Source organism: Streptomyces sp. PsTaAH-124 (assembly GCF_000373685.1).
Taxonomy (GTDB): Bacteria; Actinomycetota; Actinomycetes; order Streptomycetales; family Streptomycetaceae; genus Streptomyces; species Streptomyces andamanensis.
In genome coordinates, this window is sequence record NZ_KB892169.1 from 389749 (window position 1) to 414183 (window position 24435).

21 protein-coding genes and 1 riboswitch are annotated in these 24435 nt (G+C 75.1%); of the genes, 6 read left to right on the forward strand and 15 right to left on the reverse strand.

Features of this window, described 5'->3' with window-relative positions; all coding sequences use genetic code 11:
* Positions 1 to 364 precede the first annotated feature (364 nt).
* Positions 365 to 1474, reverse strand: a complete 1110-nt coding sequence (locus B086_RS0117215; RefSeq protein ID WP_018567669.1) for a pyridoxal-phosphate-dependent aminotransferase family protein — start codon at positions 1472 to 1474, stop codon at positions 365 to 367.
* A 169-nt stretch (positions 1475 to 1643) separates the two neighbouring features.
* Here B086_RS0117215 and B086_RS0117220 point away from each other — a divergent pair, with 169 nt between their 5' ends.
* Positions 1644 to 2741 (forward strand): amidohydrolase family protein, encoded by a 1098-nt coding sequence (locus B086_RS0117220; RefSeq protein WP_026252511.1) that lies wholly within the window; start codon positions 1644 to 1646, stop codon positions 2739 to 2741.
* A gap of 320 nt (positions 2742 to 3061) precedes the next feature.
* Positions 3062 to 3997 (forward strand): SCO1860 family LAETG-anchored protein, encoded by a 936-nt coding sequence (locus B086_RS0117225; protein ID WP_018567671.1) that lies wholly within the window; start codon positions 3062 to 3064, stop codon positions 3995 to 3997.
* 141 nt (positions 3998 to 4138) lie between these two features.
* On the opposite strand, the gene cobC is transcribed toward B086_RS0117225, so the two are convergent.
* From cobC to cobM, 5 genes are all read right to left on the reverse strand, one after another.
* Positions 4139 to 5251: an Rv2231c family pyridoxal phosphate-dependent protein CobC gene (gene cobC / locus B086_RS0117230; protein WP_078531117.1), complete on the reverse strand. Its 1113-nt coding sequence runs from the start codon at positions 5249 to 5251 to the stop codon at positions 4139 to 4141.
* Entirely contained in the window at positions 5241 to 6161 is a 921-nt protein-coding gene (locus B086_RS0117235) for a sirohydrochlorin chelatase (protein ID WP_018567673.1), read from the reverse strand. Before B086_RS0117235 ends, cobC begins: the two co-directional genes overlap by 11 nt.
* An 88-nt stretch (positions 6162 to 6249) precedes the next feature.
* The gene (gene cobJ, locus B086_RS0117240; RefSeq protein WP_018567674.1) at positions 6250 to 7950 is read right to left on the reverse strand and encodes a precorrin-3B C(17)-methyltransferase; all 1701 of its coding nucleotides are present in this window, start codon (positions 7948 to 7950) and stop codon (positions 6250 to 6252) included.
* Positions 7947 to 9269 (reverse strand): bifunctional cobalt-precorrin-7 (C(5))-methyltransferase/cobalt-precorrin-6B (C(15))-methyltransferase, encoded by a 1323-nt coding sequence (locus B086_RS0117245; RefSeq protein ID WP_018567675.1) that lies wholly within the window; start codon positions 9267 to 9269, stop codon positions 7947 to 7949. Before B086_RS0117245 ends, cobJ begins: the two co-directional genes overlap by 4 nt.
* Positions 9266 to 10084 carry a precorrin-4 C(11)-methyltransferase gene (gene cobM, locus B086_RS0117250; RefSeq protein ID WP_018567676.1) on the reverse strand — a complete coding sequence of 273 codons (819 nt, stop codon included), beginning with the start codon at positions 10082 to 10084 and terminating at the stop codon, positions 9266 to 9268. Before cobM ends, B086_RS0117245 begins: the two co-directional genes overlap by 4 nt.
* A gap of 95 nt (positions 10085 to 10179) precedes the next feature.
* Here cobM and B086_RS0117255 point away from each other — a divergent pair, with 95 nt between their 5' ends.
* The gene (locus tag B086_RS0117255) at positions 10180 to 10911 is read left to right on the forward strand and encodes a ZIP family metal transporter (RefSeq protein WP_018567677.1); all 732 of its coding nucleotides are present in this window, start codon (positions 10180 to 10182) and stop codon (positions 10909 to 10911) included.
* A gap of 32 nt (positions 10912 to 10943) precedes the next feature.
* On the opposite strand, the gene cobI is transcribed toward B086_RS0117255, so the two are convergent.
* The 7 genes from cobI to B086_RS0117290 are packed head-to-tail and all read right to left on the reverse strand — an operon-like array spanning position 10944 to position 21892.
* Complete coding sequence (cobI, locus tag B086_RS0117260) at positions 10944 to 11675, reverse strand: precorrin-2 C(20)-methyltransferase (RefSeq protein WP_026252513.1); 732 nt, start codon at positions 11673 to 11675, stop codon at positions 10944 to 10946.
* Positions 11672 to 13090, reverse strand: coding sequence for a cobyrinate a,c-diamide synthase (locus B086_RS0117265; RefSeq protein WP_018567679.1), 1419 nt, complete (start codon positions 13088 to 13090; stop codon positions 11672 to 11674). Before B086_RS0117265 ends, cobI begins: the two co-directional genes overlap by 4 nt.
* A gap of 4 nt (positions 13091 to 13094) precedes the next feature.
* The gene (cobO, locus tag B086_RS0117270; protein WP_018567680.1) at positions 13095 to 13694 is read right to left on the reverse strand and encodes a cob(I)yrinic acid a,c-diamide adenosyltransferase; all 600 of its coding nucleotides are present in this window, start codon (positions 13692 to 13694) and stop codon (positions 13095 to 13097) included.
* Positions 13694 to 15754, reverse strand: a complete 2061-nt coding sequence (locus B086_RS0117275) for a putative cobaltochelatase (protein ID WP_018567681.1) — start codon at positions 15752 to 15754, stop codon at positions 13694 to 13696. Before B086_RS0117275 ends, cobO begins: the two co-directional genes overlap by 1 nt.
* The gene (gene cobN, locus B086_RS0117280; protein WP_078531118.1) at positions 15751 to 19404 is read right to left on the reverse strand and encodes a cobaltochelatase subunit CobN; all 3654 of its coding nucleotides are present in this window, start codon (positions 19402 to 19404) and stop codon (positions 15751 to 15753) included. Before cobN ends, B086_RS0117275 begins: the two co-directional genes overlap by 4 nt.
* Positions 19401 to 20921 carry a cobyric acid synthase gene (locus B086_RS0117285; protein WP_018567683.1) on the reverse strand — a complete coding sequence of 507 codons (1521 nt, stop codon included), beginning with the start codon at positions 20919 to 20921 and terminating at the stop codon, positions 19401 to 19403. Before B086_RS0117285 ends, cobN begins: the two co-directional genes overlap by 4 nt.
* On the reverse strand, positions 20918 to 21892 hold the full coding sequence (locus B086_RS0117290) for a cobalamin biosynthesis protein (protein WP_018567684.1): 975 nt from the start codon (positions 21890 to 21892) through the stop codon (positions 20918 to 20920). The genes B086_RS0117285 and B086_RS0117290 overlap by 4 nt, the downstream gene beginning before the upstream one ends.
* 96 nt (positions 21893 to 21988) lie before the next feature.
* Positions 21989 to 22133: riboswitch (cobalamin riboswitch) on the reverse strand.
* Between the two features lie 127 nt (positions 22134 to 22260).
* Here B086_RS0117290 and B086_RS42900 point away from each other — a divergent pair.
* The 3 genes from B086_RS42900 (at position 22261) to B086_RS45920 (ending at position 23120) form a co-directional block, all read left to right on the forward strand.
* The gene (locus tag B086_RS42900; RefSeq protein WP_078531119.1) at positions 22261 to 22512 is read left to right on the forward strand and encodes a DUF397 domain-containing protein; all 252 of its coding nucleotides are present in this window, start codon (positions 22261 to 22263) and stop codon (positions 22510 to 22512) included.
* Between the two features lie 81 nt (positions 22513 to 22593).
* Positions 22594 to 22851, forward strand: coding sequence for a hypothetical protein (locus B086_RS0117295; protein WP_018567685.1), 258 nt, complete (start codon positions 22594 to 22596; stop codon positions 22849 to 22851).
* Positions 22852 to 22991: 140 nt separating this feature from the next.
* Positions 22992 to 23120 carry a hypothetical protein gene (locus tag B086_RS45920; RefSeq protein ID WP_018567686.1) on the forward strand — a complete coding sequence of 43 codons (129 nt, stop codon included), beginning with the start codon at positions 22992 to 22994 and terminating at the stop codon, positions 23118 to 23120.
* A gap of 171 nt (positions 23121 to 23291) precedes the next feature.
* Here B086_RS45920 and B086_RS0117305 read toward each other — a convergent pair whose 3' ends face one another.
* Both B086_RS0117305 and B086_RS0117310 read right to left on the reverse strand, forming a co-directional pair.
* Complete coding sequence (locus B086_RS0117305) at positions 23292 to 24113, reverse strand: helix-turn-helix domain-containing protein (RefSeq protein ID WP_018567687.1); 822 nt, start codon at positions 24111 to 24113, stop codon at positions 23292 to 23294.
* 87 nt (positions 24114 to 24200) lie between these two features.
* On the reverse strand, positions 24201 to 24422 hold the full coding sequence (locus tag B086_RS0117310; protein ID WP_018567688.1) for a hypothetical protein: 222 nt from the start codon (positions 24420 to 24422) through the stop codon (positions 24201 to 24203).
* Positions 24423 to 24435 lie beyond the last annotated feature (13 nt).

The window sequence follows — 24435 nt, forward strand, 5'->3', positions numbered from 1 at the left end:
GAACTTACCGAGCTGAATTGGAAAATGCATCGCCCGGCACTCTTACGTGGCAACGCCACGTGTGTTATCGCGCGAGCGTGCGTCCGCGCGATCGGCCGCAACTTGCGGTGGTTTGCCCGGTAATTACGGGGCAAAAGGGGCGCGTCTGTGGAGTGCATCACAATGGCGTAACTCCCGGGACCGCCTTGCCGAGGCCCGGGAATTACGTCTTCGAACGTTCGTGAAAACGTGGCGTTTAGAGATGGGGAAACGGGGCAGAAGAGAACGGGAAGCTGCCCCGAATTTAATTCCTGGAATTACTGTGCTTTCACGGTTCTCACCGATCCCGCGACGACGGCGGCTGCCGCGGCCGCGGGCGGCGCGGCTAGTCCCAGGCCGCTGCGGCGGCCCGGCGGGCGGCCTCCGGGTCGAGACCGTCCGCGGTGCCGCGTTCGGCGGACAGGGCGGCGGCGAGGGCCGTCAGACAGGCGTCGACGGTCTCGGGGGTGGCGTCCGGGCCGTAGTGGTTGACCCGGATCATCTCCCCGGCCAGCGGACCGCCGCCCGCCGCCAGCGGGAGCGCCGGGTCCGCCGCCAGGGCGCGGGCCACCAGGGCGGAGGCCGCGACGTCGGCGGGCGCGCGCAGGGTCGTGGCGACCGGGGCCGCCTCGGACGCCTTGTGGACGTACGGTTCGAGGCCGCCGCCCAGCGCGCTCGCCCCGGCCCGGGTCGCCGCGGCGGCGGACCGGTGGCGTGCCGTCACCGCGTCCAGGCCGCTCTCCTCGATGCGTTCGACGCACGCCTCCAGGGCGAGCATCTCCAGTTGCGCGGGGGCGTGCAGCAGCGCGCGGCGCCCGCCGTCGATCCAGCGCTCCTTCCAGTCCAGCAGGGACAGGTAGGAGCGGCGGGGCGCGTGCGGATTGGCCGCCATCCGGGCCCAGGCGCGCTCGCTGACCGACACCGCCGACACCCCGGCGGGACCGCCCATCGCCTTCTGCGCCCCGATCACGCACAGGTCCACGCCCCACGCGTCCGGCAGCACCGGCTCCGCGCCGATGGAGGCCACCGCGTCCAGGTAGAACAGGGCGCCCTGCTCCCGTACCGCCGCGCCGATCTCCGCGACCGGGTTGGTGTTGCCGGTCGCCGCCTCCGCGTGCACCAGCGACACGAAGTCGATCTCCGGGTGCTCGGCGAAGGCCGCGCGGACCTGCGCGGCGGTCACCGCCGTGTGGTACGGCACCGACAGGTCGTGCACCGTGGCGCCGCAGTCCCGCAGCCAGTCGCCGAACGTCTGGCCGTAGGGACCAGTGATCACGTTCAGCGCCACCGTGCCGGGCCCCGCCGCCGCGCGGATCGCGCCCTCCAGCGGCAGCAGCGCCTCGCCCTGGGTGATCACGACGTCCTGCTCGGTGGCGAGCAGCCGCGCCACCCGGTCCTCGATGGAGGCGAAGCGGGCGGCGCTCAGCGGGGCGAGGTCCAGGAAGGGATGGGTCACGGCGGTGCTCTCTTCTCGGTCACGAGGTACGACGGAGTCGAGAGTATCCGGCGGCCCGGTCCGGGGTGCCCGGCGCCCGCCCTCCGCCGGGCGGCACCCGCCCTGTGCCGGGCCGGGCGGCCCGGGGCGGCCCCGGCCCGCCGGGGAGCGGGTCACTAGGGTGCGGGGCATGAGCGATGGCGCGGTGCTGCATGTGAAGGGGCGGGTCCTTCTCGGTCCCGGCGACGACCAGGTCCGTGACGAACTGTGGGTGGTGGGCGGCCGGATCACCTACACCCGCCCGCCCGGCGCCCGGGAGGCGCGCACCGTCGAGGGCTGGGCGCTGCCCGGTCTGGTCGACGCGCACTGCCACGTCGGCCTGGACGCACACGGCGCGGTCCCCGACGAGGTGGCCGAGAAACAGGCGCTCACCGACCGGGAGGCCGGGGCGCTGCTGCTGCGGGACGCCGGTTCGCCCGCCGACACCCGCTGGACCGACGACCGCGAGGACCTGCCGAAGATCATCCGCGCGGGCCGGCACATCGCCCGCACCCGCCGCTACATCCGCAACTACGCCCACGAGATCGAGCCCGGGGACCTGGTCGCGTACGTCGACCGGGAGGCCCGGCGCGGCGACGGCTGGGTCAAGCTGGTCGGCGACTGGATCGACCGCGACCTCGGCGACCTGTCCGCCTGCTGGCCCCGCGAGGCGGCCGCGGCGGCGATCGCGCGGGCGCACGAGCTGGGCGCCCGGGTGACCGCGCACTGCTTCGCCGAGGACTCGCTGCGCGACCTGGTCGAGTCCGGCATCGACTGCATCGAGCACGCCACGGGCCTCACCGAGGACCTGATCCCGCTGTTCGCCGAGCGCGGGGTCGCCATCGTGCCCACCCTCGTCAACATCGCGACCTTCCCCTCGCTCGCGGCGGGCGGCGAGGGCAAGTTCCCGCGCTGGTCGGCCCATATGCGCCGGCTCCACGAGCGCCGCTACGACACCGTCCGCGCCGCCCGCGACGCCGGGATCCCGGTGTACGTCGGCACCGACGCGGGCGGCTCGCTGCCGCACGGCCTGGTCGCGGCCGAGGTCGCGGAGCTGGTCAAGGCGGGCATCCCGCCGGTCGAGGCCCTGTCGGCTACGGCCTGGGGCGCCCGGTCGTGGCTCGGCAGGCCCGGCCTTGAGGAGGGCGCCCCGGCCGACCTCGTCGTGTACGAGACGGATCCGCGGGCGGACGTACGGGTGCTGGCGGCGCCGCGGCGGGTGGTGCTGAACGGGCGGGTCGTCGGCTAGGGCAGCTCCCGGCCGGGACACCGGCCGGGACACCGGCCGGGCGGCAGGCGGCGGTCGTCGCGCGGTTGACGGGTGGGTGACCGCCGCACCGGCCGGTCGTTGTGCACGCCTTCACGCGCGCCGCGTGCGCCCGGTCGGTGCGCGCGTCCGGTGCGCGCGGGGGACATGTGGGTGACGCAGGCGAACACTCGTACCGGACAAATCGAAAACAGGGCCGGAAACCCCACGAAGGAGTGAAGTCACGCAGGATCGCCGCCCGTTCACTCTGGGTGCGTAATTCTGTCCGGGTCCCAAGCATCACTCTCTGGGGGTCCCACTCCGTGAACGGCAACAACTTCCGCATGCCCGCACGCCGCTGCGCCGTCGCAGCCGCGGCCACCGTCCTCGCCGCAGGCCCGGTGGCGCTGGCCGGCGCGGGCTCCGCCCACGCCGGCGACGGCCACGGCCACGGCCGCGCGAGCGCGTCCGTGCTGCGCACCGGCCTGGACGTGTCCCTGCTCAACAAGACGGTGAACGTCCCGCTCACCCTCTCCCTCAACGAGGTCCAGGCACCGGCGAGCGCCCGGCAGACCGCGCTGAGCGCCCGCCTCGACGGCGTCGACGGCGGCAGGCCGTTCACCGTGCTCAGCGCGGACGTGGCGACGGCGGACGCGAAGGTCTCGGCGAGCGGGGCCGAGGGCAGCGTGCACCTCGCCCACGCCCGCGTCCACCTGCCCGGACTGCCCCTGCTGTCCGTCATCGAGGTCGACCAGGTCACCTCGAAGGCGATCTGCGCGACCGGCCGGGCCCCGGCCGCCACCAGCGACGTGCTGGGCGCGGTGACCGTGCTCGGCAAGAAGGTGACGCTGTCCGCGGGCGGCACCACCCGGGTGCAGGTCCCGGCGGTCGGCGAGGTCCGCCTCGACCTCTCGCAGCACGAGACCACCTCCCGCACGGCCGCGGCGACGGCCCTGCGGCTCAAGGTCTCCGTCAACCCGCTCAAGCTCAACGTCGCCGAGGTCGAGGGCACCGTCACCCTCGCCCACGCGAGCTGCGAGTCCCCCACGGCCCCGGAGAAGTCCCCCGAGCCCGCCGCCACCCCCGCCGCCGGGGTGAAGCCCCAGGGCGGCCCCGCCACCGAGCCCGCCGAACCCGCGAAGGCCGACCTCGCCGAGACCGGCGGCAGCTCCCTGACGCCCTACCTCGCGGGGGGCTCGGCGGTGCTGCTGGCCGTGGGCGGCGGAGTCCTCGCGCTGCTGCGCAGGCGCAGGAGCTGACGCGGGGGAGGCGCGGTAGGAGGGGGCGGCCGGAGGGGCAGGAGGGGAAGGGCGCGGGGGCGCGGGAGGCGGTCGGCCTTGCACGCCCTCCGTGCCGCCCTCCGTGCCGCCCTCCGGGGCGCCGGCCGTGCCGCCGCCCGGTCAGGACAGCGCGGCGTCCAGTGCCGCCAGGAACCCGTCCGTCGTCTCCCGGTCCCGTACCGCGACCCGTATCCAGTCGGGTCCGAGCCCCGGGAAGGTGTCGCCGCGGCGGACCGCGTACCCGAGGGTGCGCAGCCGCCGTCGTACCCGGGCCGCGTCCGGTGTCCGCACCAGGACGAACGGGCCCTCGGCGGGCCCGGCCACCTGGAGGCCCCGGTCCGCGAAGGCGGTCAGGCCCGCCACCAGGTGGCCGCGGTCCGCGGCTGTGCGGTGCGCCGCGTGTGCCGCCTCGGCCAGGGCGCGCGGCTCCACGCACGCCGCAGCCGCCGCCAGCGCCGGGCCGGACACCGGCCACAGCGGCTGGGCCCGTTCCAGCGCGGCGACGGTCTCCGGGGCGGACAGCACATAGCCGATGCGCAGTCCGGCCAGCCCCCAGGTCTTGGTGAGGCTGCGCAGCACCACGAGGCCGGGCACGTCGGTCCGCCCGGCCAGCGCCTCCCGCTCGCCGGGCACCGCGTCCATGAACGCCTCGTCGACCACCACCGTGCGGCCCGGCCGGGCGAGCCGGGTGAGCGTCCGGGCCGGATGCAGCACCGACGTCGGGTTGGTGGGGTTGCCGACCACCACCAGGTCCGCGTCCCCGGGCACATCCGCCGGGTCGAGCCGGAAGCCGTCCCGCTCCCGCAGCAGCACCCGGTCCACGGAGTGCCCGGCGTCCCGCAGCGCCGCCTCCGGCTCGGTGAACTGCGGGTGCACGACGACCGGCCTGCGCACCTTCAGCGCCCGCGCCAGCAGCACGAACGCCTCCGCCGCGCCCGCCGTGAGCAGCACCCGGTCCACCGGCAGCCCGTGCCGGGCGGCCACCGCGGCCCGCGCGGCCCGCCCGTCCGGATAGGCCGCGAGCGAGTCCAGCGAGGCGGTGATCCGCTCCCGCAGCCACGGCGGCGGGGTCCCGGTCCGCACGTTCACGGCGAGGTCGGTCAGCGCCGCGCCGTCGTCGCGCACCTCCGCGTCACCGTGGTGCCGCAGATCGTGCCCGCCGGTCTCGTCGGCCCCGGCCGCCCCGGCCGCCCCGGCCGTCTCGTCCGTCACCGCGTGCTCCTCAGTGCGCATGCTCGTGCGCGTGCCCGCCGTGGTGGTGGCCGTGGTGGTGGCCGTCGTCGTCCGGGTGGAAGTGCGGCTGCTGCGGCAGTCCCACCTTGTCCTCGAAGCCGGGCAGGGCGATGCGGTAGACGCAGGAGTCGCAGTTCATGCGCACCATGCCCCCGGCCGCCTCCTCGTAGCGCTCCATCACCAGGTCGAGCAGTTCGGGCTCCGGTCCGATGACGTCCGCCGAGCGCACCTCGACGTCCGGGTGGGCCGCCGCCCAGTCCTCGGTCTGCCGCCGGACCCGGTCCGGCAGGATGCCGGTGAACAGGAAGTACGGCAGGACGACGATCCGGCGGGCGCCCAGCCGGACACAGCGGTCCAGGCCGCTCGGCACGTCCGGCGCGGCCAGCGACACGAACGCGGTCTCCACGCCCGCGTACCCGCGCCCCTCCCACAGCAGCCGGGACGCCTTGAACACCTCGGCGTTGGCGTCCGGGTCGGTCGAACCGCGCCCGACCAGCAGCACGGTCACCTCCGACCGGTCGCCGTCCGTGCCCCGGAGCGCCTCGTCCAGCCGCCGCTCCAGCACCCGCAGCAGCGCCGGGTGCGGACCCAGCGGACGGCCGTAGGTGTACGAGATCCCCGGGTGCCGCTCCTTCTCGCGGGCCAGGGCCGCCGGGATGTCCCCCTTGGCGTGCCCGGCGGACACCAGCATCAGCGGCACGGCGGCGAACCGGCGCGCACCGCGCTCCACCAGTTCGGTGACCGCGTCGCCCAGCGGCGGCGGGGACAGCTCGATGAAGCCGCCCGCCACGGGCAGTTCGGGGTGGCGGCGGCCCAGCTCCCGCACGAAGTCGCGGAAGGCCTCGGCACCGGCGTCGTCCCGGGTGCCGTGTCCGGCGATGAGCAGGGCGGGCGGCGTCGGGGTGGTCACAGGATCTCCTCGGGTGAAAAGGGGTGGTGCGATGGGTGGTGCGGGGGGTGGCAGGGGAGGCGGGGGGTGGCCGCCGGGGCACCGGCGCTCACGCGTGCTCCCCCTGCCAGCGGTAGCCGCGCGGGGTCACCATGCGGCCCGCGATCCGCCGGGTCGCCGTGTTGCCCACGGTCACGACGGTCATCATGTCCACGGTCGCCGGGTCGAGCGCGGCCAGTGTGGTCAGCCGGCTGGACTCGTCGGGCCGTGAGGCGTTGCGCACGACACCGACCGGCGTCCCGGGGTCCCGGTGCCCGGCCAGGATCGCCAGCGCCTTGGGCAACTGCCAGTCCCGGCCCCGGGAGCGGGGGTTGTAGAAGGTCACGACGAGATCGGACTCGGCGGCGGCCCGCACCCGCCGCTCGATGACCTCCCACGGGGTGTGCAGGTCGGACAGGCTGATCGAGACATGGTCGTGCCCGAGCGGCGCGCCCAGGATCGCCCCGGCCGCGAGCGCCGCCGTGACCCCCGGCACCCCGACCACGTCGATGTCGTCGGACGCCTCGGCGAGCGCGGGCGAGGCCATGGCGTACACCCCGGCGTCGCCGCTGCCGATCAGCGCGACGGCGTGCCCGGCGCGGGCCTCGGCGACGGCGGTCCTGGCCCGCTCCTCCTCGGCGCCGAGCCCCGACTCCAGGATCCGGGTGCCCGGCCGCAGCAGGTCGCGGATCTGGTCGACGTACTGGTCGAGCCCCACCAGCACGGCGGCGCGGCGCAGTTCGCCGCGGGCGCGCGGGGTCAGCAGGTCCCGGGCGCCGGGGCCGAGCCCGACCACCGCGAGCCGCCCGCGCACCGGCCGCCGTACGACCGCGCAGGTCGCCATCGCGGGCCGGCCGTCCGCCCGCGCCGACTTCCGCTTGGGGACGAGGAGTTCGCCGCCGCCGAGCAGGGCGGCGGCCTCGGCGACCGAGGGGGTGCCGACGGCGGCGAGCGGCGCGTCGGACGGGTGGGGCACGTCGACCCCGGCCAGTTCGGCGGCGGAGTACGTCACCAGGGGCACGCCCAGCGCCTCGGCCGCCGCGACGATGCCGGGCTCGCCCGCCTTGGCGTCCACCGTGGCCAGGCGGGCGACGCTGCGGGGGGAGAGACCGGCCTCGCGCAGCGCGTCCTCGACCAGGCCCAGCACCTCTTCGGCGGGCGCCCCGGCGGAGGCGCCCACGCCGACGACCAGGGACGGCGGCCTGAGGACCACCTCGCGCCCGCCCGCCGCGCCCGCCCGGTCCGTCACCCGTACGGCGTACTCGGCCGCCGTTCCGGGGGGCGCGAGGGGCAGCGCGGGCAGTGGCCAGGGCACCTCGGCGTCGAGCCGTACCGGCACCCCGTCCAGCAGCGCCCGCGACACCCCGGCCACATCGCCCTCGACGGGCAGGCCGAGGGTGTCCAGACCGGCCAGTCCCGCGGCGTCCGTCGCGGTCGTCACCACCGGCGCGGCACCCAGCACCCCGGCGACCTCTCCGGCCAGCCCGTTGGCGCCGCCGCCGTGCCCGCCGACCAGCGACACGGCGAACCGGCCGCCCTCGTCGACGCAGACCACGCCCGGGTCGGACGCCTTGTCCGCCAGCAGCGGCGCGATCAGCCGGACCACCGCGCCCGTGGCCAGGAAGCACACGAGCTGCTCGCACTCGGCGAACGCGGCCCGTACGGCGGCGCCCGCGGGCCCGTCGTAGACCCGGGTGCGCTCCGGCCACGCGGCCGCCAGCCGGTCCCGCGCCACCGCGCCCGCCGCGGTGGCGGAAATGAGGCCGATCACTGGGCAACTCCTTCTTCGGGTTCTTCTGCTTCTTCTGCTTCTTCTGCGGATCCGTTTTCGGGCAGGGCCGCCGGGGACCCTTCGGCGGGGGCCGCCGGGGGCCGTACGCCCCACAGCAGGAAAACGGGATGGGTCGCCGCGAGCCGGGTCACGTCCCCCGGCAGCGGCGCGAGCCGGGACGCCTGGAGCAGTACGCCGTCGCAGGTCAGCCCGGCGTCCAGGAGCGCCTGCCGGGCGGTGGGCACCCGGTCGAGGGCGGCCAGCGCGACGACGACCGTACGGCGGGCCCGGCGCGCGCACACCCCGACGACGGCCGGCAGATCGCGTCCGCCGCCGCCGACGAACACGGCGTCCGGATCGGCGTCGAGCCCGGCCAGCGCGCCGGGCGCCGTCCCGTGGACCACGGCCATGTCCACGCCGTGCGCGGCCGCGTTGGCCCGCACCCGCTGCACGCCGTCCGCGGTCTTCTCCACCGCGACGACCGCCGCGCCCAGCCGGGCGCACTCCACGGCCACCGAACCCGATCCGGCGCCGACGTCCCACACCAGGTCGCCGGTGCGCGGCCCGAGCCGGGCCAGGGCCAGCGCCCGCACCTCCGCCTTGGTGATCATCGAGTCGCGGTGCGCGAAGGCGTCCTCCGGCAGCGCCCAGCCCGGGGCGGGCGGCGGCGGCCCGGCGAGCGTCCGCACGGCGCCCAGCGCCCGCGCCTCGTCCAGGCAGAGCACCACGTTGACCGCCGTGCCCCAGTCCCGGGCGGCGGCCTCGGCGGGCGTGACCCGCTCCACGCGCTCGCGGTCGCCGCCCAGCGCCGAGGCCACCACCAGCACCCGGTCACCGGCCGGATGCCGGGCCAGCGCGGCGCCCAGCTCGGCGGGGCCCGCGCCAGGACCGGTCAGCACGGCCACCTTCGGCCGGGCCCTGCACACGTTGACCGCGGTCCGCAGCTCCCGCCCGTGCGCGCTGACCACCGCGGCGTCCTCCCACGGCAGCCCCACGCGCGCGAACGCGGCGGCCACCGAGGACACCCCCGGCCGCACGTCCAGCGCCCTGGGCCCGAACCGCTCCGCCAGCGCCCGTACGATCCCGAAGAACCCCGGGTCGCCCGAGGCCAGCACGACCGCGCGCCGTCCGGCCCCGGAGCACTCGGCGAGCGCGTCCAGCGCGGGCGCCAGCGGCCCCAGCACCACCCGCCGGGCGCCCTCGGGCAGCGCGGCGGCGTCCAGGTGCCGCCGCCCGCCCACGACGAGCGCGGCCCCGGCGAGGACGTCGGCGCCCACGCCCCCGGAGACGCCCGTCCCCGTGCCGACCACCGTGATCACGTGCTCGCACCCCGCGCGCGCAGGGCCTTGCGGGCCTCCGGGTCGGCCTTGCGGAAGCCGTGGAAGTGCCCCGGGTGGTACAGGTGGGAGCGGGTGCCGTGCGCGCCGAGCGCCGGGCCGACCAGGAAGAGGGTGTGCTTCCAGAGCCGGTGCTCCTTGACGGTCTCCTCCAGGGTGCCGATCGTGCACCTGACGACCAGCTCCTCCGGCCAGGTCGCCTGATGGGCCACCACGACCGGCGTCGACGTCGGATAGCCGCCCTCCAGCAGCTCCCGCACCAGCTGGCCGCTGCGGGCCGCCGACAGGAAGACGGCCATGGTGGTGCCGTGCCGGGCGAACTCGCGCACCTCCTCGCCGGGCGGCATCGGCGTCTTGCCGCCGCCGAGCCGGGTGAGGACGACCGACTGCGCCACCTCCGGGATGGTCAGCTCGCGCCCGGCGAGCGCGGCCACGGCGGAGAAGGACGACACCCCGGGCACGATCTCCGTCTCGATGCCGAGGTCCGCGCACCGGTCCAGCTGCTCCTGCGTACCGCCCCACAGCGCCGGGTCGCCGGAGTGGATCCGCGCCACCTTCAGACCCTCGGCGCGGGCCCGCTCGTACACGGCGACGACGTCCTCCAGGGACATGGTGGCCGAGTCCAGGATCTGGGCGCCCGCGCGGGCGTGCTCCAGCACCTCGGCCTGGACCAGGCTGGCCGCCCAGATCACCACGTCGGCCTCGGCGATCGCCCGCGCGGCGCGGAAGGTCAGCAGGTCGGCGGCGCCGGGACCGGCACCGACGAAGGTCACCTTGCCGGTGGGGGCATCGGCCATGGGGTCGGGTCCTCTCGTACGGAATGTCATGGTGTGTGGTGGTCGGGAAGTGGCCGGATGTGCGCGATCGGGGGTTGATCGGATAGCAAGGGCACATGGCGGTCTTCGTCGCGCTCGGCGCGTTCCTGATGACGCTGGCCGGCGGCTGGACGGCACAGCGGGTCACCGACCGCCGCCATCTGGTCCTCGGACTGGCCGGCGGCCTGATGCTCGGTGTGGTCGGACTCGATCTGCTGCCCGAAGCGCTCGACGCGGTGGGCCGGGAGGTGTTCGGCGTCCCCGCGGCCCTGCTGCTGTTCGTGGCCGGATTCCTGCTGGCCCATCTCGTCGAGCGGCTGCTGGCCGCCCGGCAGGCCGCGCACGGCGGCGAGGAGGGCCACCGGCACCGCTCGGCCGAGGTGGGCCTGACGGCCGCCGCCGCGCTGGTCGGGCACAGCGCCATGGACGGCGTGGCGATAGGCGCCGCCTTCCAGATCGGCGGCGGCATGGGCATCGCCGTCGCTCTCGCCGTGATCGCCCACGACTTCGCGGACGGCTTCAACACCTTCACCCTGACCAGCCTGTACGGCAACGCCCGCCGCAAGGCGATCGCGATGCTCGTCGCGGACGCGCTGGCCCCCGTGGTGGGCGCCGCCTCGACCGCGTTCGTCACCATCCCCGAGTGGTTCCTCGGCGGCTATCTCGGCCTCTTCGCCGGCGTGCTGCTCTATCTCTCCGCCGCCGAGATCCTGCCCGAGGCCCACCACGAGCACCCGGCCCGCTCCACCCTGCTGTGCACGGTGGCGGGCGTCGCGTTCGTCTGGCTCGTGGTGGGCCTGGCGGCCTGAGCGGCCCCGGGCCCGGTCCCGGACGGCGGCACTCACAGCTTGCCGCCCCGGCCGTCCGCGCGCCGCGCCGGTGCGATCAGCGTCGACAGATACGGCAGCGGAGCGCCGTCCAGCTCGGCGGCCGGCCGCACCGACTCCTCCGGCAGCCCCAGCGCGGAACCCCACACGGCGTCGTCGAGCCGCCCGCTGTCCCGCAGCGCCTCGGCGACCTCGGCCGCCTGCCGCCCGAACTTGTACGCCACGACCGTCCCCGGCCCGTTCAGCGCGTCCTTGAGCACCGCCGCACCGGCGGTCACCGGCACCAGCGTCAGCGGCTCCGTGCCCTCGGTCAGCACCGCGCCCGAGCGGGCCGCCAGGTCCTGCATCGCGGTGATCCCCGGCACCGTCTCCACCACCGTGCCCGGCACCAGGGCGGCCACGGTCTGCGCCAGATACGTGAACGTCGAATAGACGTTCGGATCGCCGATGGTCGCGAAGGCCACGCTCCCGTGCTCCCGCAGCAGCCCGGCGACCCGCTCCCCGGCCGCGTCCCACGCCGCCTCGCGCCGCGCCCGGTCGGTCCGCTCGTTCAGCGCGAACACCACCCGTACGACCTTGTCCGACGGCACGTAGTGCAGCACGGTGGCCTCCGCGCGCCCGCGCTCCCCGGTGTCCATGACCGGCACCACCACGACGTCGGCCGCGCGCAGCGCGTTCACGCCCTTGACGGTCACCAGCTCCGGATCACCCGGCCCGACCCCCACTCCGACCAGCCTGCTGCTCATGACGTCCGGCACCTTTCCACGAACCGACGGGCCACATTGGGCTCGGACGCCCAGTGCGTGTGCAGATAACTCGCGTGCACGCCCCGGCGCACGAAACCCTCCATCCGGCGCACCGGGGCCCGCAGGCCCCAGGCGGCCTCCTCACCGGCACCGGGCTCCACGGCGGTGCGGTGGAACTCGTGCCCCCGCATCCGCGTACCGGCCGGCGCCAGCGCGCTGTCGGAGACGGCCACCGCGTCCCGGTAGCCGAGGGTCAGCCGGTCCGTCATCCGCGCGGTGGCGTCCAGCACCCCGCACATCGGCTGCCCGTCCAGCTCCCGGCACAGATACAGCAGCCCGGCGCACTCGGCGGCCACCGGGGCCCCGGACAGCGCCAGCGCGGCGACCGCCTCGCGCAGCGCCTCGTTGGCCGACAGCTCGGCGGCGTGGACCTCCGGGAACCCGCCGCCGACGACCAGCCCGGCGGTGCCCTCCGGCAGCTTCTCGTCCCGCAGCGGATCGAAGACGACGACCTCCGCCCCGGCCGCGGCCAGCAGCTCGGCGTGCTCGGCGTAGGAGAAGGTGAACGCGGCCCCGCCGGCCACGGCGACCACGGGCGCGCGCCCGCCGCCGGAACCCGGCGCCGGGCCCCCGGGATCCCAGGGGGAGGGGTCGCCGGGCAGCGGCCCCGCCGACCGCGCCAGCGCCTCCAGCGCGGCCAGGTCGCAGCCCCGCTCCACCTGCGCGCCCATCGCGGCGACCGCCTCCACCGCGGCACCCTGCCGCTCGGCGACCGGCACCAGCCCGAGGTGCCGGGACGGCGTGTCCACCTGCGGCGCCCGCCGCAGCACCCCCAGCACCGGCACCCCCACCGACTCCAGCGCCTGGCGCAGCAGCTCCTCGTGCCGGTCGGAGCCGACCTTGTTGAGGATCACGCCCCCGATCCGCACCAGCGGGTCCCACGTCACGAACCCGTGCACCAGCGCCGCCACCGACCGCGACTGCGAGGACGCGTCGACCACCAGCACGACCGGCGCCCGCAGTAGCTTCGCGACCTGCGCCGTGGACGCCAGCTCGCCCTGCCCGGCCGCGCCGTCGTACAGCCCCATCACGCCCTCGACGACGGCGATGTCGCACCCGCGCGCCCCGTGCAGGAACAGCGGCGCGATCAGCTCGGGGCCGCACAGGTAGGCATCGAGATTGCGGCCCGTCCGCCCGGTGGCGAGCGCGTGGTACCCGGGGTCGATGTAGTCCGGCCCCACCTTGTGCGGGGACACGGCGAGACCGCGCCCGGCCAGCGCGGCCATCAGACCGGTGGCCACGGTGGTCTTGCCGCTGCCGGAGGCCGGCGCGGCGACGACCAGCCGCGGCACGGACGTGGCGGACGCAAAGGACGCGCCGGACGCGGCCGGGCGCGGGGGAGGGGAGGTCAGCACGGCGTCACCACTCGATGCCCCGCTGGCCCTTCTGCCCCGCGTCCATCGGGTGCTTGACCTTGGACATGTCGGTGACGAGGTCGGCGGCCCCCACCAGCTTCTCCGGCGCGTTGCGCCCGGTGATCACCACATGCTGGTTCCCCGGCCGGTCGCGCAGCACCTCCACGACCTCGTCGGTGTCCACCCAGCCCCAGTGCATCGGGTACGCGAACTCGTCGAGCACGTACAGCCGGTACGTCTCGGCGGCCAGGTCCCGCTTGACCTGCTCCCAGCCCTCGCGGGCCTTGGCCTCGTTGTCCGTCTGCGCGTCCCGCTGGACCCACGACCAGCCCTCGCCCATCTTGTGCCAGACGACGCTGCCGCCCTCGCCGGAGTCGCCGAGCACCCGCAGCGCCCGCTCCTCGCCGACCCGCCACTTCGCCGACTTGACGAACTGGAACACCCCGATCGGCCAGCCCTGGTTCCAGGCGCGCAGCGCCAGCCCGAACGCGGCCGTCGACTTGCCCTTGCCGATCCCCGTGTGCACGACCACCAGCGCCCGGTTGCGGCGCTGACGCGTGGTCAGCCCGTCGTCCGGCACGGCACTCGGCTGTCCCTGCGGCACTACGCGGCCCTCCTCGACGTCCCCTGCACATCCCGGACCAGACCGGCGATGCTGTCGGCCCGCAGCTCGTCCAGCGTCACCGGCGTACCGCCCAGCTCACCGGCGAGCCGCCCGGCCAGACCCAGCCGCACCGGACCGGACTCGCAGTCCACGACCACCGAGGCGACCTGTCCGGCCGCCAGCAGCCGCGCCGCCCGCTCGGCCAGGGCGACCGGCTCGGGCCCGCCCGTCGCCCGGCCGTCGGTGACGACCACGAGCAGCGGACGCCGCGCCGGATCGCGCAGCCGCTCCACCCGCAGCACCTCGTGCGCCCGCAGCAGCCCGGCCGCCAGCGGCGTACGCCCGCCGGTCGGCAGCGACTCCAGCCGGACCGCCGCCGCGTCCACCGACGAGGTCGGCGGCAGCGCCACCTCGGCCGAGGATCCCCGGAAGGTCACCAGACCCACCTTGTCCCGCCGCTGGTAGGCGTCCAGCAGCAGCGACAGCACGGCACCCTTGACCGCGCTCATCCGCTGCCGCGCCGCCATCGACCCGGACGCGTCCACCACGAAGAGCACGAGGTTGCCCTCGCGCCCCTCCCGGGTCGCCTGCCGCAGATCGTCCCGGCGGACCACCAGACCGGGTCCCGACCGGCCGCGCGCCCGCTGGTGCGGCGCCGCCGCCCGCACGGTCGCCGCCAGATGCAGCTTGGTCAGCGTGCCGCGCGGCCGCCGCGCGCCCGTCGTACGCCCGTGCTCGGTCCGCGCCCGCGAGCGCCGCCCGGCGGCGCCCTCGCCGAGCCCCGGAACACTGAGCACCTTGGTACGGAACGGCTCCGCCGCCCCCACGGCGGCCTGCTCGCCCGCGCCCGCCCCGGACGGCTGCGGCTCGCCGCCCGTCTCGTCCTGCTGGTCCTGCTGGTCCTGCTGGTCCGGCTCGGGCCGCGCGCCGCTCTCGCCGCCCCGCGGACCGCCGTCCTCGGGCTCCGGCTGTCCGCCGCCCCCGCCCGGCCCGTCCGTCCCCGGACCGGGGTCCGGGTCGGGGTCCGGGTCGGGATCGTCGTCCTCGGGACCGGCGTACTCCTGGAGCGTCTCGTCCAGCTTGTCCTCGTCCAGGCCCGGCGCGTCGAACGGATTGCGGCGCCGCCGGTGCGGCAGCGCCAGCAGCGCGGCCTGCCGCACGTCCTCGGCGAGCACATCGCTCCGCCCCGCCCACGCGGCCAGCGCGGTCGCCGTGCGCGCCATCACGATGTCGGCGCGCATGCCGTCGACCTCGAAGGCCGCACAGGTCGCCGCGATCTGCCGCAGCGCCGCGTCACCGAGCCGCACCCGCGGCAGCAGCTCCCGCGCCGCCGCGATCCGGGCGCGCACCGCGGCCTCCTCGTCGGCCCAGCGCGCCGCGAAACCGGCCGGATCGTCGTCGTACGCCAGCCTCCTGCGCACCACCTCGACCCGCTGGTCCGGCTCCCGCGAGGCGGCCACCTCCACGGTCAGCCCGAACCGGTCCAGGAGCTGCGGGCGCAGCTCGCCCTCCTCCGGGTTCATGGTTCCCACCAGCAGGAACCGCGCGGCGTGCCGGACGGACACGCCCTCGCGCTCCACGTAGGAGGCGCCCATGGCGGCGGCGTCCAGCAGCAGGTCGACCAGATGGTCGTGGAGCAGGTTGACCTCGTCGACGTACAGGATCCCGCGGTGCGCGTCGGCGAGCAGCCCCGGCTCGAACGCCTTCACGCCCTCCGCGAGCGCCCGCTCGATGTCCAGCGCGCCCACCAGCCGGTCCTCGGAGGCGCCCACGGGCAGCTCGACCATCCGCGCCGGACGCGTCTCGAACGCCCCCGGCTCGTGCGGTCCGTCCGGGCAGGACGCATCGGGGGAGTCCGGGTCGCAGGAGAACCGGCACCCGGCGACCACGTCCACCGCGGGCAGCAGCGCCGACAGCGCCCGCACGGCGGTGGACTTCGCGGTGCCCTTCTCGCCGCGGACCAGCACCCCGCCGACCGCCGGGGAGACGGCGTTCAGCAGCAGCGCGAGCCGCAGGTCGTCCTGACCCACGACCGCCGTGAACGGAAACGGGGTACTCACTTCTCGTCACCCTCCAAGTCGCCCTCCAGCTCCAGATACGTGGCGCGCAGCCGCTCCAGCGTGTCCGCGTCCGGCTCCGCCCACAGCCCGCGCTCGGCGGCCTCCAGGAGCCGTTCGGTGATGCCGCGCAGCGCCCACGGGTTGGACGTGCGCATGAACTCCTGGTTCTCCGGCGAGAACACGTACTCCGCCGACAACTTCTCGTACATCCAGTCGTCGACCACGCCCGCCGTCGCGTCGTACCCGAACAGGTAGTCCACGGTCGCGGCCATCTCGAAGGCGCCCTTGTAGCCGTGCCGGCGCATGGCGGCCATCCAGCGCGGGTTGACCACCCGGGCCCGGAAGACGCGGTGGGTCTCCTCGCCCAGCGTCCGCGTCTTCACCTGGTCGGGCACGGCGGAGTCGCCGACGTACGCCTCGGGGCTGCCCCCCGTCAGATGCCGCACCATGGCGACCATGCCGCCGTGGTACTGGAAGTAGTCGTCGGCGTCGACGATGTCGTGCTCGCGTGTGTCGACGTTCTTGGCGGCCACCGCGATCCGCCGGAACGCCGTCTCCATGTCGCCGCGCGCCGCCCGCCCGTCGAGCCCGCGCCCGTAGGCGTAGCCGCCCCACACCGCGTACACCTCGGCGAGGTCCGCGTCCGAGCGCCAGTTGCGGGCGTCGATCAGCGGCAGCAGGCCCGCGCCGTAGGCGCCCGGCTTGGAACCGAAGATGCGGGCCGTGGCCCGGCGCCGGTCGCCGTGCTCCGCGGTGTCCTCGTCCGCGTGCGCCCGTACGTAGTTGGACTCGGCGGGCTCGTCCAGCTCCGCCACCGCCCGGACCGCGTCGTCGATCAGCCCGACCACGTGCGGGAACGCGTCCCGGAAGAAGCCGGAGATACGGACCGTGACGTCGACGCGCGGCCGGCCCAGCTCCTGGAGCGGGACGATCTCGAAGCCGGTGACCCGGCGCGAGGCGTCGTCCCACACGGGGCGGCAGCCCAGCAGTGCGAGGATCTCCGCGATGTCGTCGCCCTGGGTGCGCATCGCGGAGGTGCCCCACACCGTCAGGCCGACCGACCTCGGGTACGCGCCGGTGTCCTGGAGGTACCGCTGCACCAGCGAGTCCGCGAGGGACTGCCCGACCTCCCAGCTCAGCCGCGACGGGATCGCCTTGGGGTCGACGGAGTAGAAGTTCCGGCCGGTCGGCAGCACATTGACCAGACCGCGCGTCGGCGAGCCCGAGGGACCCGCCGGGACGTAACCGCCGTCCAGCGCCCGCAGGATGTGCCCGATCTCGTCGGTGGTCCGGGCCAGCCGGGGCACCACCTCCGTGCAGGCGAACTCCAGCACGGCCACGGCCGCGGAGAGTTCACCGCCGAGCACCCCGGCCACCAGCGCGGGGACGGCGGCCCGGTCCCAGCCGCGCTCCTCCATGCCCTCGGCGAACCGCCGGCACAGCGTCTCCAGCAGATCGATCGTGTCCGCCGCCGTCCGCGCCGGGCCCTCCACCAGGGCGGTCAGCTCCACCGGCACCTTCACCGCGGCACCCGGCTCGGCCAGCAGCTCCTTCTCCACCAGCCCGAAGTGCGCGGCCAGCGCCGCCCGCAGGCCCGGCAGCGCGTTCGCCTGGCCGCCCCACACCTGCGAGGCGCGCAGCACGGCCAGCACCAGGTTCACCCGGGGCTCGCCGACCGGTCCGCCGCCCAGGATGTGCAGTCCGTCGCGGATCTGCACGTCCTTGATCTCGCAGAGATAGCCGTCGATGTGCATGACGAACTCGTCGAACGCCGCGTCGTCGGGCTGCTCGTCCACATGCAGGTCGTGGTGGAGCTCGGCGGCCTTGACCAGGGTCCAGATCTGCGCGCGCACGGCCGGGGCCTTCACCGGGTCCAGGTCGGAGACGAGTGCGTACTCGTCCAGGAGCTGTTCCAGCTTGGCCAGGTCGCCGTAGGTGTCGGCGCGGGCCATCGGCGGCACCAGGTGGTCGACGACCGTGGCGTGCCCGCGCCGCTTGGCCTGGGTGCCCTCACCGGGGTCGTTGACGATGAACGGGTAGATCAGCGGCAGATCACCGAGGACCGCGTCCGGGGCGCAGCCGCCGCTCAGGCCCAGGCCCTTGCCCGGCAGCCACTCCATGGTGCCGTGCTTGCCCATGTGCACGACCGCGTCGGCGCCGAAACTGTGGTCCAGCCAGCGGTAGGCCGCCATGTAGTGGTGCGAGGGCGGCATGTCGGGGTCGTGGTAGATCGCGATGGGGTTCTCGCCGAAGCCGCGCGGCGGCTGGATCATCACGACCACGTTGCCGAACCGCAAGGACGCCAGCACGATGTCGTCGCCGTCCACGTACAGGCTGCCCGGCGGCTCGCCCCACGCCTCGGTCATCGCCTCCCGCAGCGCCGGGTCCAGCGTCTCGAACCAGGCCCGGTAGTCGGCCAGCGGCACCCGCGCGGGCGCGGCGGCCAGCTGGTCCTCCGTCAGCCACTCCACGTCGTGGCCGCCGGCCTCGATCAGCCGGTGGATCAGCTCGTCGCCGTTGTCCGGGTACTCCGTGAGCCCGTACCCGGCCTCCCGCAGCGCGTCCAGGACCCGTACCGCCGAGGCGGGCGTGTCCAGGCCGACCGCGTTGCCGACCCGGGAGTGCTTCGTCGGGTACGCGGTGAAGACCAGCGCGACCTTCTTCCCGGCGTTCGGCGTGTACCCGAGCCGGGCGTGCCGCACGGCGATCCCGGCGACCCGGGCCGCCCGCCCGGGGTCGGCGACGTACACCGGTACGCCGTCGGGGCCCTGCTCCTTGAAGGAGAACGGGACGGTGATCAGCCGTCCGTCGAACTCGGGGATGGCGACCTGCATCGCCGCGTCCATGGGGGACAGCGCGGCGTCGGAGGCGTCCCAGGCGGCCCGCGAGGAGGTCAGGCACAGCCCCTGGAGCACCGGGACGTCCAGGTCGGCGAGGGCGCCGATGTCCCACGCCTCCTCGTCGCCGCCCGCCGACGCCTGCGAGGCGTGGGTGCCGCCGGCCGCCAGGACGGTGGCCACCAGGGCGTCGGTCCGCCCGAGGATCTCGAACAGGCCGGGGTCCGCGCCGCGCAGCGAACCGCAGTACACCGGAAGCGCGTTGGCGCCGTGCGCCTCGATCGCCTCGCACAGGGTGTCCACGAAGGCGGTGTTGCCGCTCAGCTCGTGGGCGCGGTAGAAGAGCACACCGACCGTGGGGCGGCCCGGCACGCGCGGACGCTCCCCGCGCACCCCGAACTCCGGCATCCGGCGCGGCTCCTCGAAGCCCTCGCCGGTCAGCAGCACCGTGTCGGACAGGAACCGGGCCAGCTCGGCGAGGTTGTCCGGGCCGCCCTCCACCAGGTAGCGCAGCGCCTCGGCGACCACACCGGCGGGCACCGACGACTCGGCCATCAGCTCCGCGTCCGGCACGCTCTCGCCGCCCAGCAGCACGGTCGGCACACCGGACGCCTTCAGCGCGGCGAGCCCGTCCTCCCAGGCGCGCTTGCCGCCCAGCAGCCGCACCACGGCGAGGTCCGCGCCGTCCAGCAGCGCGGGCAGCTCACCGGTCACGTCCACCCGGGTCGGGTTGCCGATCCGGTAGGACGCCCCGCAGGCGCGGGCCGCCAGCAGATCGGTGTCGGCGGTGGACAACAACAACACTGTGCTCATGCGGGCGCTCCCGGTGGAATGAAAGGCAGTCCTTGCGGCGCGCCGGACTCGATGAGCCGCCACAGCGCGTCCGTGTCCGCGTGCTGTTCGATCAGGTCGCCGAGCCGGTCGAGCTGCTCCTCGCGCAGCGCGGCGAACGACGTGGTGGGCGAGGGCACGAAACGGCGGCCCGCGGCGGCGGCGACCACCCGCAGGAAGGCCCGGCGGAAGCCGTCCGACTCCAGCGAGCCGTGCCAGTGCGTGCCCCAGACCGAGCCGGCCCGGCAGCCGTCGAGGAAGGGCTCGCCGCCGGTGACGTCGGCGACGCCGTGATGGATCTCGTAGCCCTCGACCCGCTCGCCGAGGGCCGTCCCCTCGGGCCGGGCGAGGGTCTTGTCCGGGGCGAACCGGACGCGTACGGGCAGCAGTCCGAGCCCGTCGACCCGGCCGCGACGGCTCTCGACGTCGTCCTCGATGTGCTCGCCGAGGAGCTGGAAGCCGCCGCAGACACCGAGGACGGGCCGCCCCTCGGCGGCCCGGCGGCGCAGCGCGTCCGCGAGGCCCCGCTCGCGCAGCCAGTCCAGCGCCCGCACGGTGCCGCGGGTGCCCGGGACCACGACGAGATCGGCGTCGGCCAGTTCCTCGGGCCGGTCCACGAACCGCACGACGACGCCCGGTTCGGCGGCCAGCGCGTCCACGTCGGTGAAGTTGGACATCAGCGGGACGGCGCAGACGGCGACCCGCAGCACGTCCTCGCCGACCGGCGGCGCCACGGCGGACTCCCGTACGGCACCGCGCAGCGACACCCGCAGTCCGTCCTCCTCGTCGATGCCGAGCCCGTGCCGGAAGGGCAGCACCCCGTAGGTGTGCCGCCCGGTGAGCCCGTGCAGCATGCCGATGCCGGGTTCGAGCAGCGAGACGTCGCCGCGGAACTTGTTGACGAGGAAACCGGCGACCAGTTCCTGGTCCTCGGGACAGAGCAGGGCCACGGTGCCGAAGAAGGAGGCGAAGACGCCGCCGCGGTCGATGTCGCCGACGACGACCACCGGCAGCCGCGCGCCGCGCGCGATGCCCATGTTGACGATGTCGGTGCGGCGCAGATTGATCTCGGCCGGACTGCCCGCGCCCTCGCAGATCACCGCGTCGTAGGAGCCGCGCAGTTCGGCCAGGCAGTCCAGCACCGTGCCCAGCAGCCGCTGCTGGCGCCCGCCGTGGTAGCCGCGCGCGCTCATCTCGCCCACCGGCCTGCCCAGCAGCACCACTTGGCTGCTCTGCTCGCCGCCCGGCTTGAGCAGCACCGGGTTCATCAGCGCGGTCGGCTCGATCCGGCACGCCTGCGCCTGCATGGCCTGCGCCCGGCCGATCTCGGCGCCCTCACGGGTGACGAACGAGTTGAGGGACATGTTCTGCGCCTTGAACGGCGCGACCTTGACGCCCTGGCGTGCCAGCCACCGGCAGATCCCGGCGGTGACGACGCTCTTCCCGGCGTCGGAGGTGGTCCCGGCGACGAGCAGCCCGCCGCCCCGGCCACCGCTCATGACGTACGTCCCTTCGTCCGACGGTCGCGACGGCCGCACAGGAGCCTCACGGCGGCGCAGGTGCCGAGCGCGAGCCAGCTCACGCGCCGTGAGAGCCGTACGGCCCGGTCGATGTCACCGGCCCGCACCGCGCGCCCCGCCGCGCCGTTCAGCACCGGCCGGTGCTCCACGCGCCCGGCGTACGACAGCGTGCCGCCGAGGCGGACGCCGAGCGCGCCCGCGAACGAGGCTTCCACCGGCCCGGCGTTGGGGCTCGGGTGCCGTCCGGCGTCCGCGCGCCAGGCGCGCACGGCGCCGCGCGGATCGCCGCCCGCCGCGGTGGCCAGGACGGCGGTCAGCCGGGCGCCCGGCCAGCCGGCCAGGTCGTCCAGGCGGGCGGAGGCCCAGCCGAAGCGCCGGTGGCGGGGCGACTTGTGGCCGACCATGGCGTCCAGGGTGTTGACGGCACGGAAGCCGAGAAGGCCGGGCACGCCCGCGACGGCGCCCCAGACGAGGGCGCCGACCACGGCGTCGGAGGTGTTCTCGGCGACCGACTCGACGACCGCGCGGGCGATCTGGGCGGCGTCCAGCGCCTGCGGGTCGCGCCCGCACAGATGCGGCAGCCGCGCCCGCGCGGCCTCGATGTCGCCGGACTCCAGGGCCTGTCCGACGGCGCGGGCCTCGCGGGCCAGCGAGGTGCCGCCGACCACGGCCCAGGTGGCGGCGCCGGTCAGCAGGACGGAGGCGGTGTACGGGAAGCGGGAGGCGCGGGCGGCGCGGGCGGCGGCGGCCCCCAGCGCGACGGCGCCACCGGCGCACACGGCGGTGTGCAGCGCGCCCCAGCCGCGGTGGTCGTGCCACAGCGCACGTTCGACGGCGCCCGCGGCCCGCCCGAACACGGCGACCGGATGCCCGCGGCGCGGGTCGCCGAGGAGCAGGTCACCGAGGAGGCCGGCGGCGGCGCCGTACGCGAAGACGCGATCGGCACCCATCGGGTCAGCCGGCCGCGGGGTCGGTCAGGGAGTCGCTGATGAACCTCGGTCGGCAGCCGCGCATGGCGATGGTCCTCACTCAGGGTGTCCGCGCCCTGGTTCGACGTGACCGGCGGCGAGAGTTCCTGGCTTCCGGGGGTGTTCCTCCCCGGTGACAGTGGCGGGACCGCGCCGGATTCGCACCGGCTTCCTCTTCTGCCGCCGTACATGGCCCCGGAAGTCCACCACGGCCCCGGAACAGCCGTCAACTTGCCGTTGACCTGCGGCGGGGTGGTGTGCCGAGGCTCATATCCCCGATCCGGGCCCGCGGACTTGAAACGGCTCCTTCTGGCCTCTTTCCCGGCGGCGAAGCTGGGAAGACTCCTGTCATGAACATCCATGGGGGCTGGAGGAGGCGGGCGTCGGCAGGCAGGGAGCCGACGGGGCGCGCTTGGGTCAGGAGCAGCTACTCGGCGAGCGGCGGAGAGTGCGTGGAGGCAGCTTGGGAGCAGGGCCGTGTGCTCGTGGGCGACTCGAAGCGGCCGGTGGACGGCGCGAGCGGGCCCGTGCTCGCCTTTCGCCGTACGGCGTGGTGTGGTTTTCTGGCGGGGCTGGTGAACCCGGAAGCGGGCGGCTCGTGATCGCCCCGGGGGACGGGAGGTCCACCTATGCGGGACCGAGCTGACGGAACGGCGTCGGCGGTGGGAAACCGCGATGGAACCATGGAGAACCGGACGTCCGCGGCGCTCCCGCTGATCCTCTTCTCCTCGGCCACCGGGATCCTCGCGGTGGGGGCCGGCGCGTTGGCGGCGCTGCTGGTACCGGACGGCGCGGCGCGCGGCGTTGTCTGGCTGCTGGTCACCGCGCTGGTGGCCGTCGGCGGCGGACTGTGGTGGGGGCTCACTCCGCTCACGGAGCGGCTGAGGGTCCTGAACCGGGCCCTTGAGACGGTTCAGCCCCGGGGCGAGCCCCCTCGCTGACCCCGCCGGGCACGGCGGCACCGGAGCGCCGACGCAGCGCTCTGCCCACGGTGGCGCCGAGCGCTGTGAGGACCGCCGCGCCGACCGCCCCGGTGACAGTGGTAGTCAGCGGGGTGGCCGCCGCGAACGGAACGGCGGGAGTGACCCGGGTGGCCACGGCGATGCTCAGCAGGAGGACGCTCGCGCACGCCGTGGCCACCAGCATGCGGGCGGACAGCAGCCGGATCTCGTTGGAGACCCGGGCGTTCTCCAGCTCGATCAGCCGCTGAAGCCACTCGGGCTGCTTGATCGCCTCGACCTTGACCGTGTTGTCGTCGAGTGGAGCAGCGTTCTCCGGCTCGGCGCCCCCCGTACGCAGGCGCTGCCACCACGTTCGTATTCCGAAGACCGCCATGGTCCTCCCACCCCGTTCCCGCCCGGGTCGTCGTCCCGTCCCGGGGTCAGCTGTTGTCCAGGCTCCCTCTGACTGCGCCGAGCAGGTCGGTCATCCGGTCGCCCTCGTACGCGATGGCGCTGATCTCCTCGAAGCACTCCTGGTAGCGGGCCATCAGGGCCAGATCATCGCGGCTCGACAAGCCGCCTCCTGGTCCCTCCACGTAGAGCAGGTCGTCGTCGTCGCGGAAGCTGAGCAGGATGAACGGCGTCGCGACGCTGAAGTGCGCCCCGGCGGAGAACGGCAGCACCCGCAGATTGGTGCGCGGGTGCTCCGTGAGGGACAGCAGATGATCGATCTGCCGTCGCATCACGGCGGGTCCGCCGACCTGCCGCCGCACGGCCGCCTCGTCCAGGACGATGTCGATCCGGGGACCGTCGCTCCCGTCGAAGAACCGCTCCTGCCGGGAGAGCCGGAGGTCCACCTGCTGGCGCAGCAGCGACTCGGGGCCCAGCGCCGACAGCAGCGCCGTGGCGTAGTCCTCCGTCTGCACGAGCCCCGGCAGGATGGTCGGGTTGTACATGCGGATCGTGTCCGCCGACCCCTCGTACCCCAGGTACAAGGCGTACTGGGGCGACACCACGTCGCTGTACTGCGCCCACCATGACTGTCCTTTCGAGCCGCGTGCCGCGTCCTCCAGCTCCGCGACCAGACCGGCGTCCGTGACCTCGTACAGCTGGAGCAGGGCCCGCAGGTCCGTGACCCCGAGACTGACCGTCCCGGCCTCGATCCTGATCAGTTTGGAGAGCGACCATTCGAGGGCCTTCGTTGCGTCCCGCTGGGTCAACCCGGCGTTCTCGCGTGCCTTGCGCAGTTCGATTCGCAGCAAAAACCCCCGTAAGCGTCATAGAACGGCTCACGGGGGTCGATGCGGATGGTGCGGCCGGGGACTGAGCGGCCGCAGGGCTTCCTGTGGTCAGCCCAGAATCAGGGAAATTCCGTAGGCGACAGCCGCCGCACACAGCGCGAAGCACGCATAGGCACCGGCGGTGGCGGCGACGGCCGACTCGCCGCGGGTCGACGCGGCCTCGCGGCGGGACAGGCCCGCGATGCCGAGGGTGAACAGGGCCACCAGGCCGACGGTGGCCACGAGACTGACGCCGAAGACGGAGCCGAGCGCCGCCCAGTCGATCTTCATGTCGGAGCTGCTT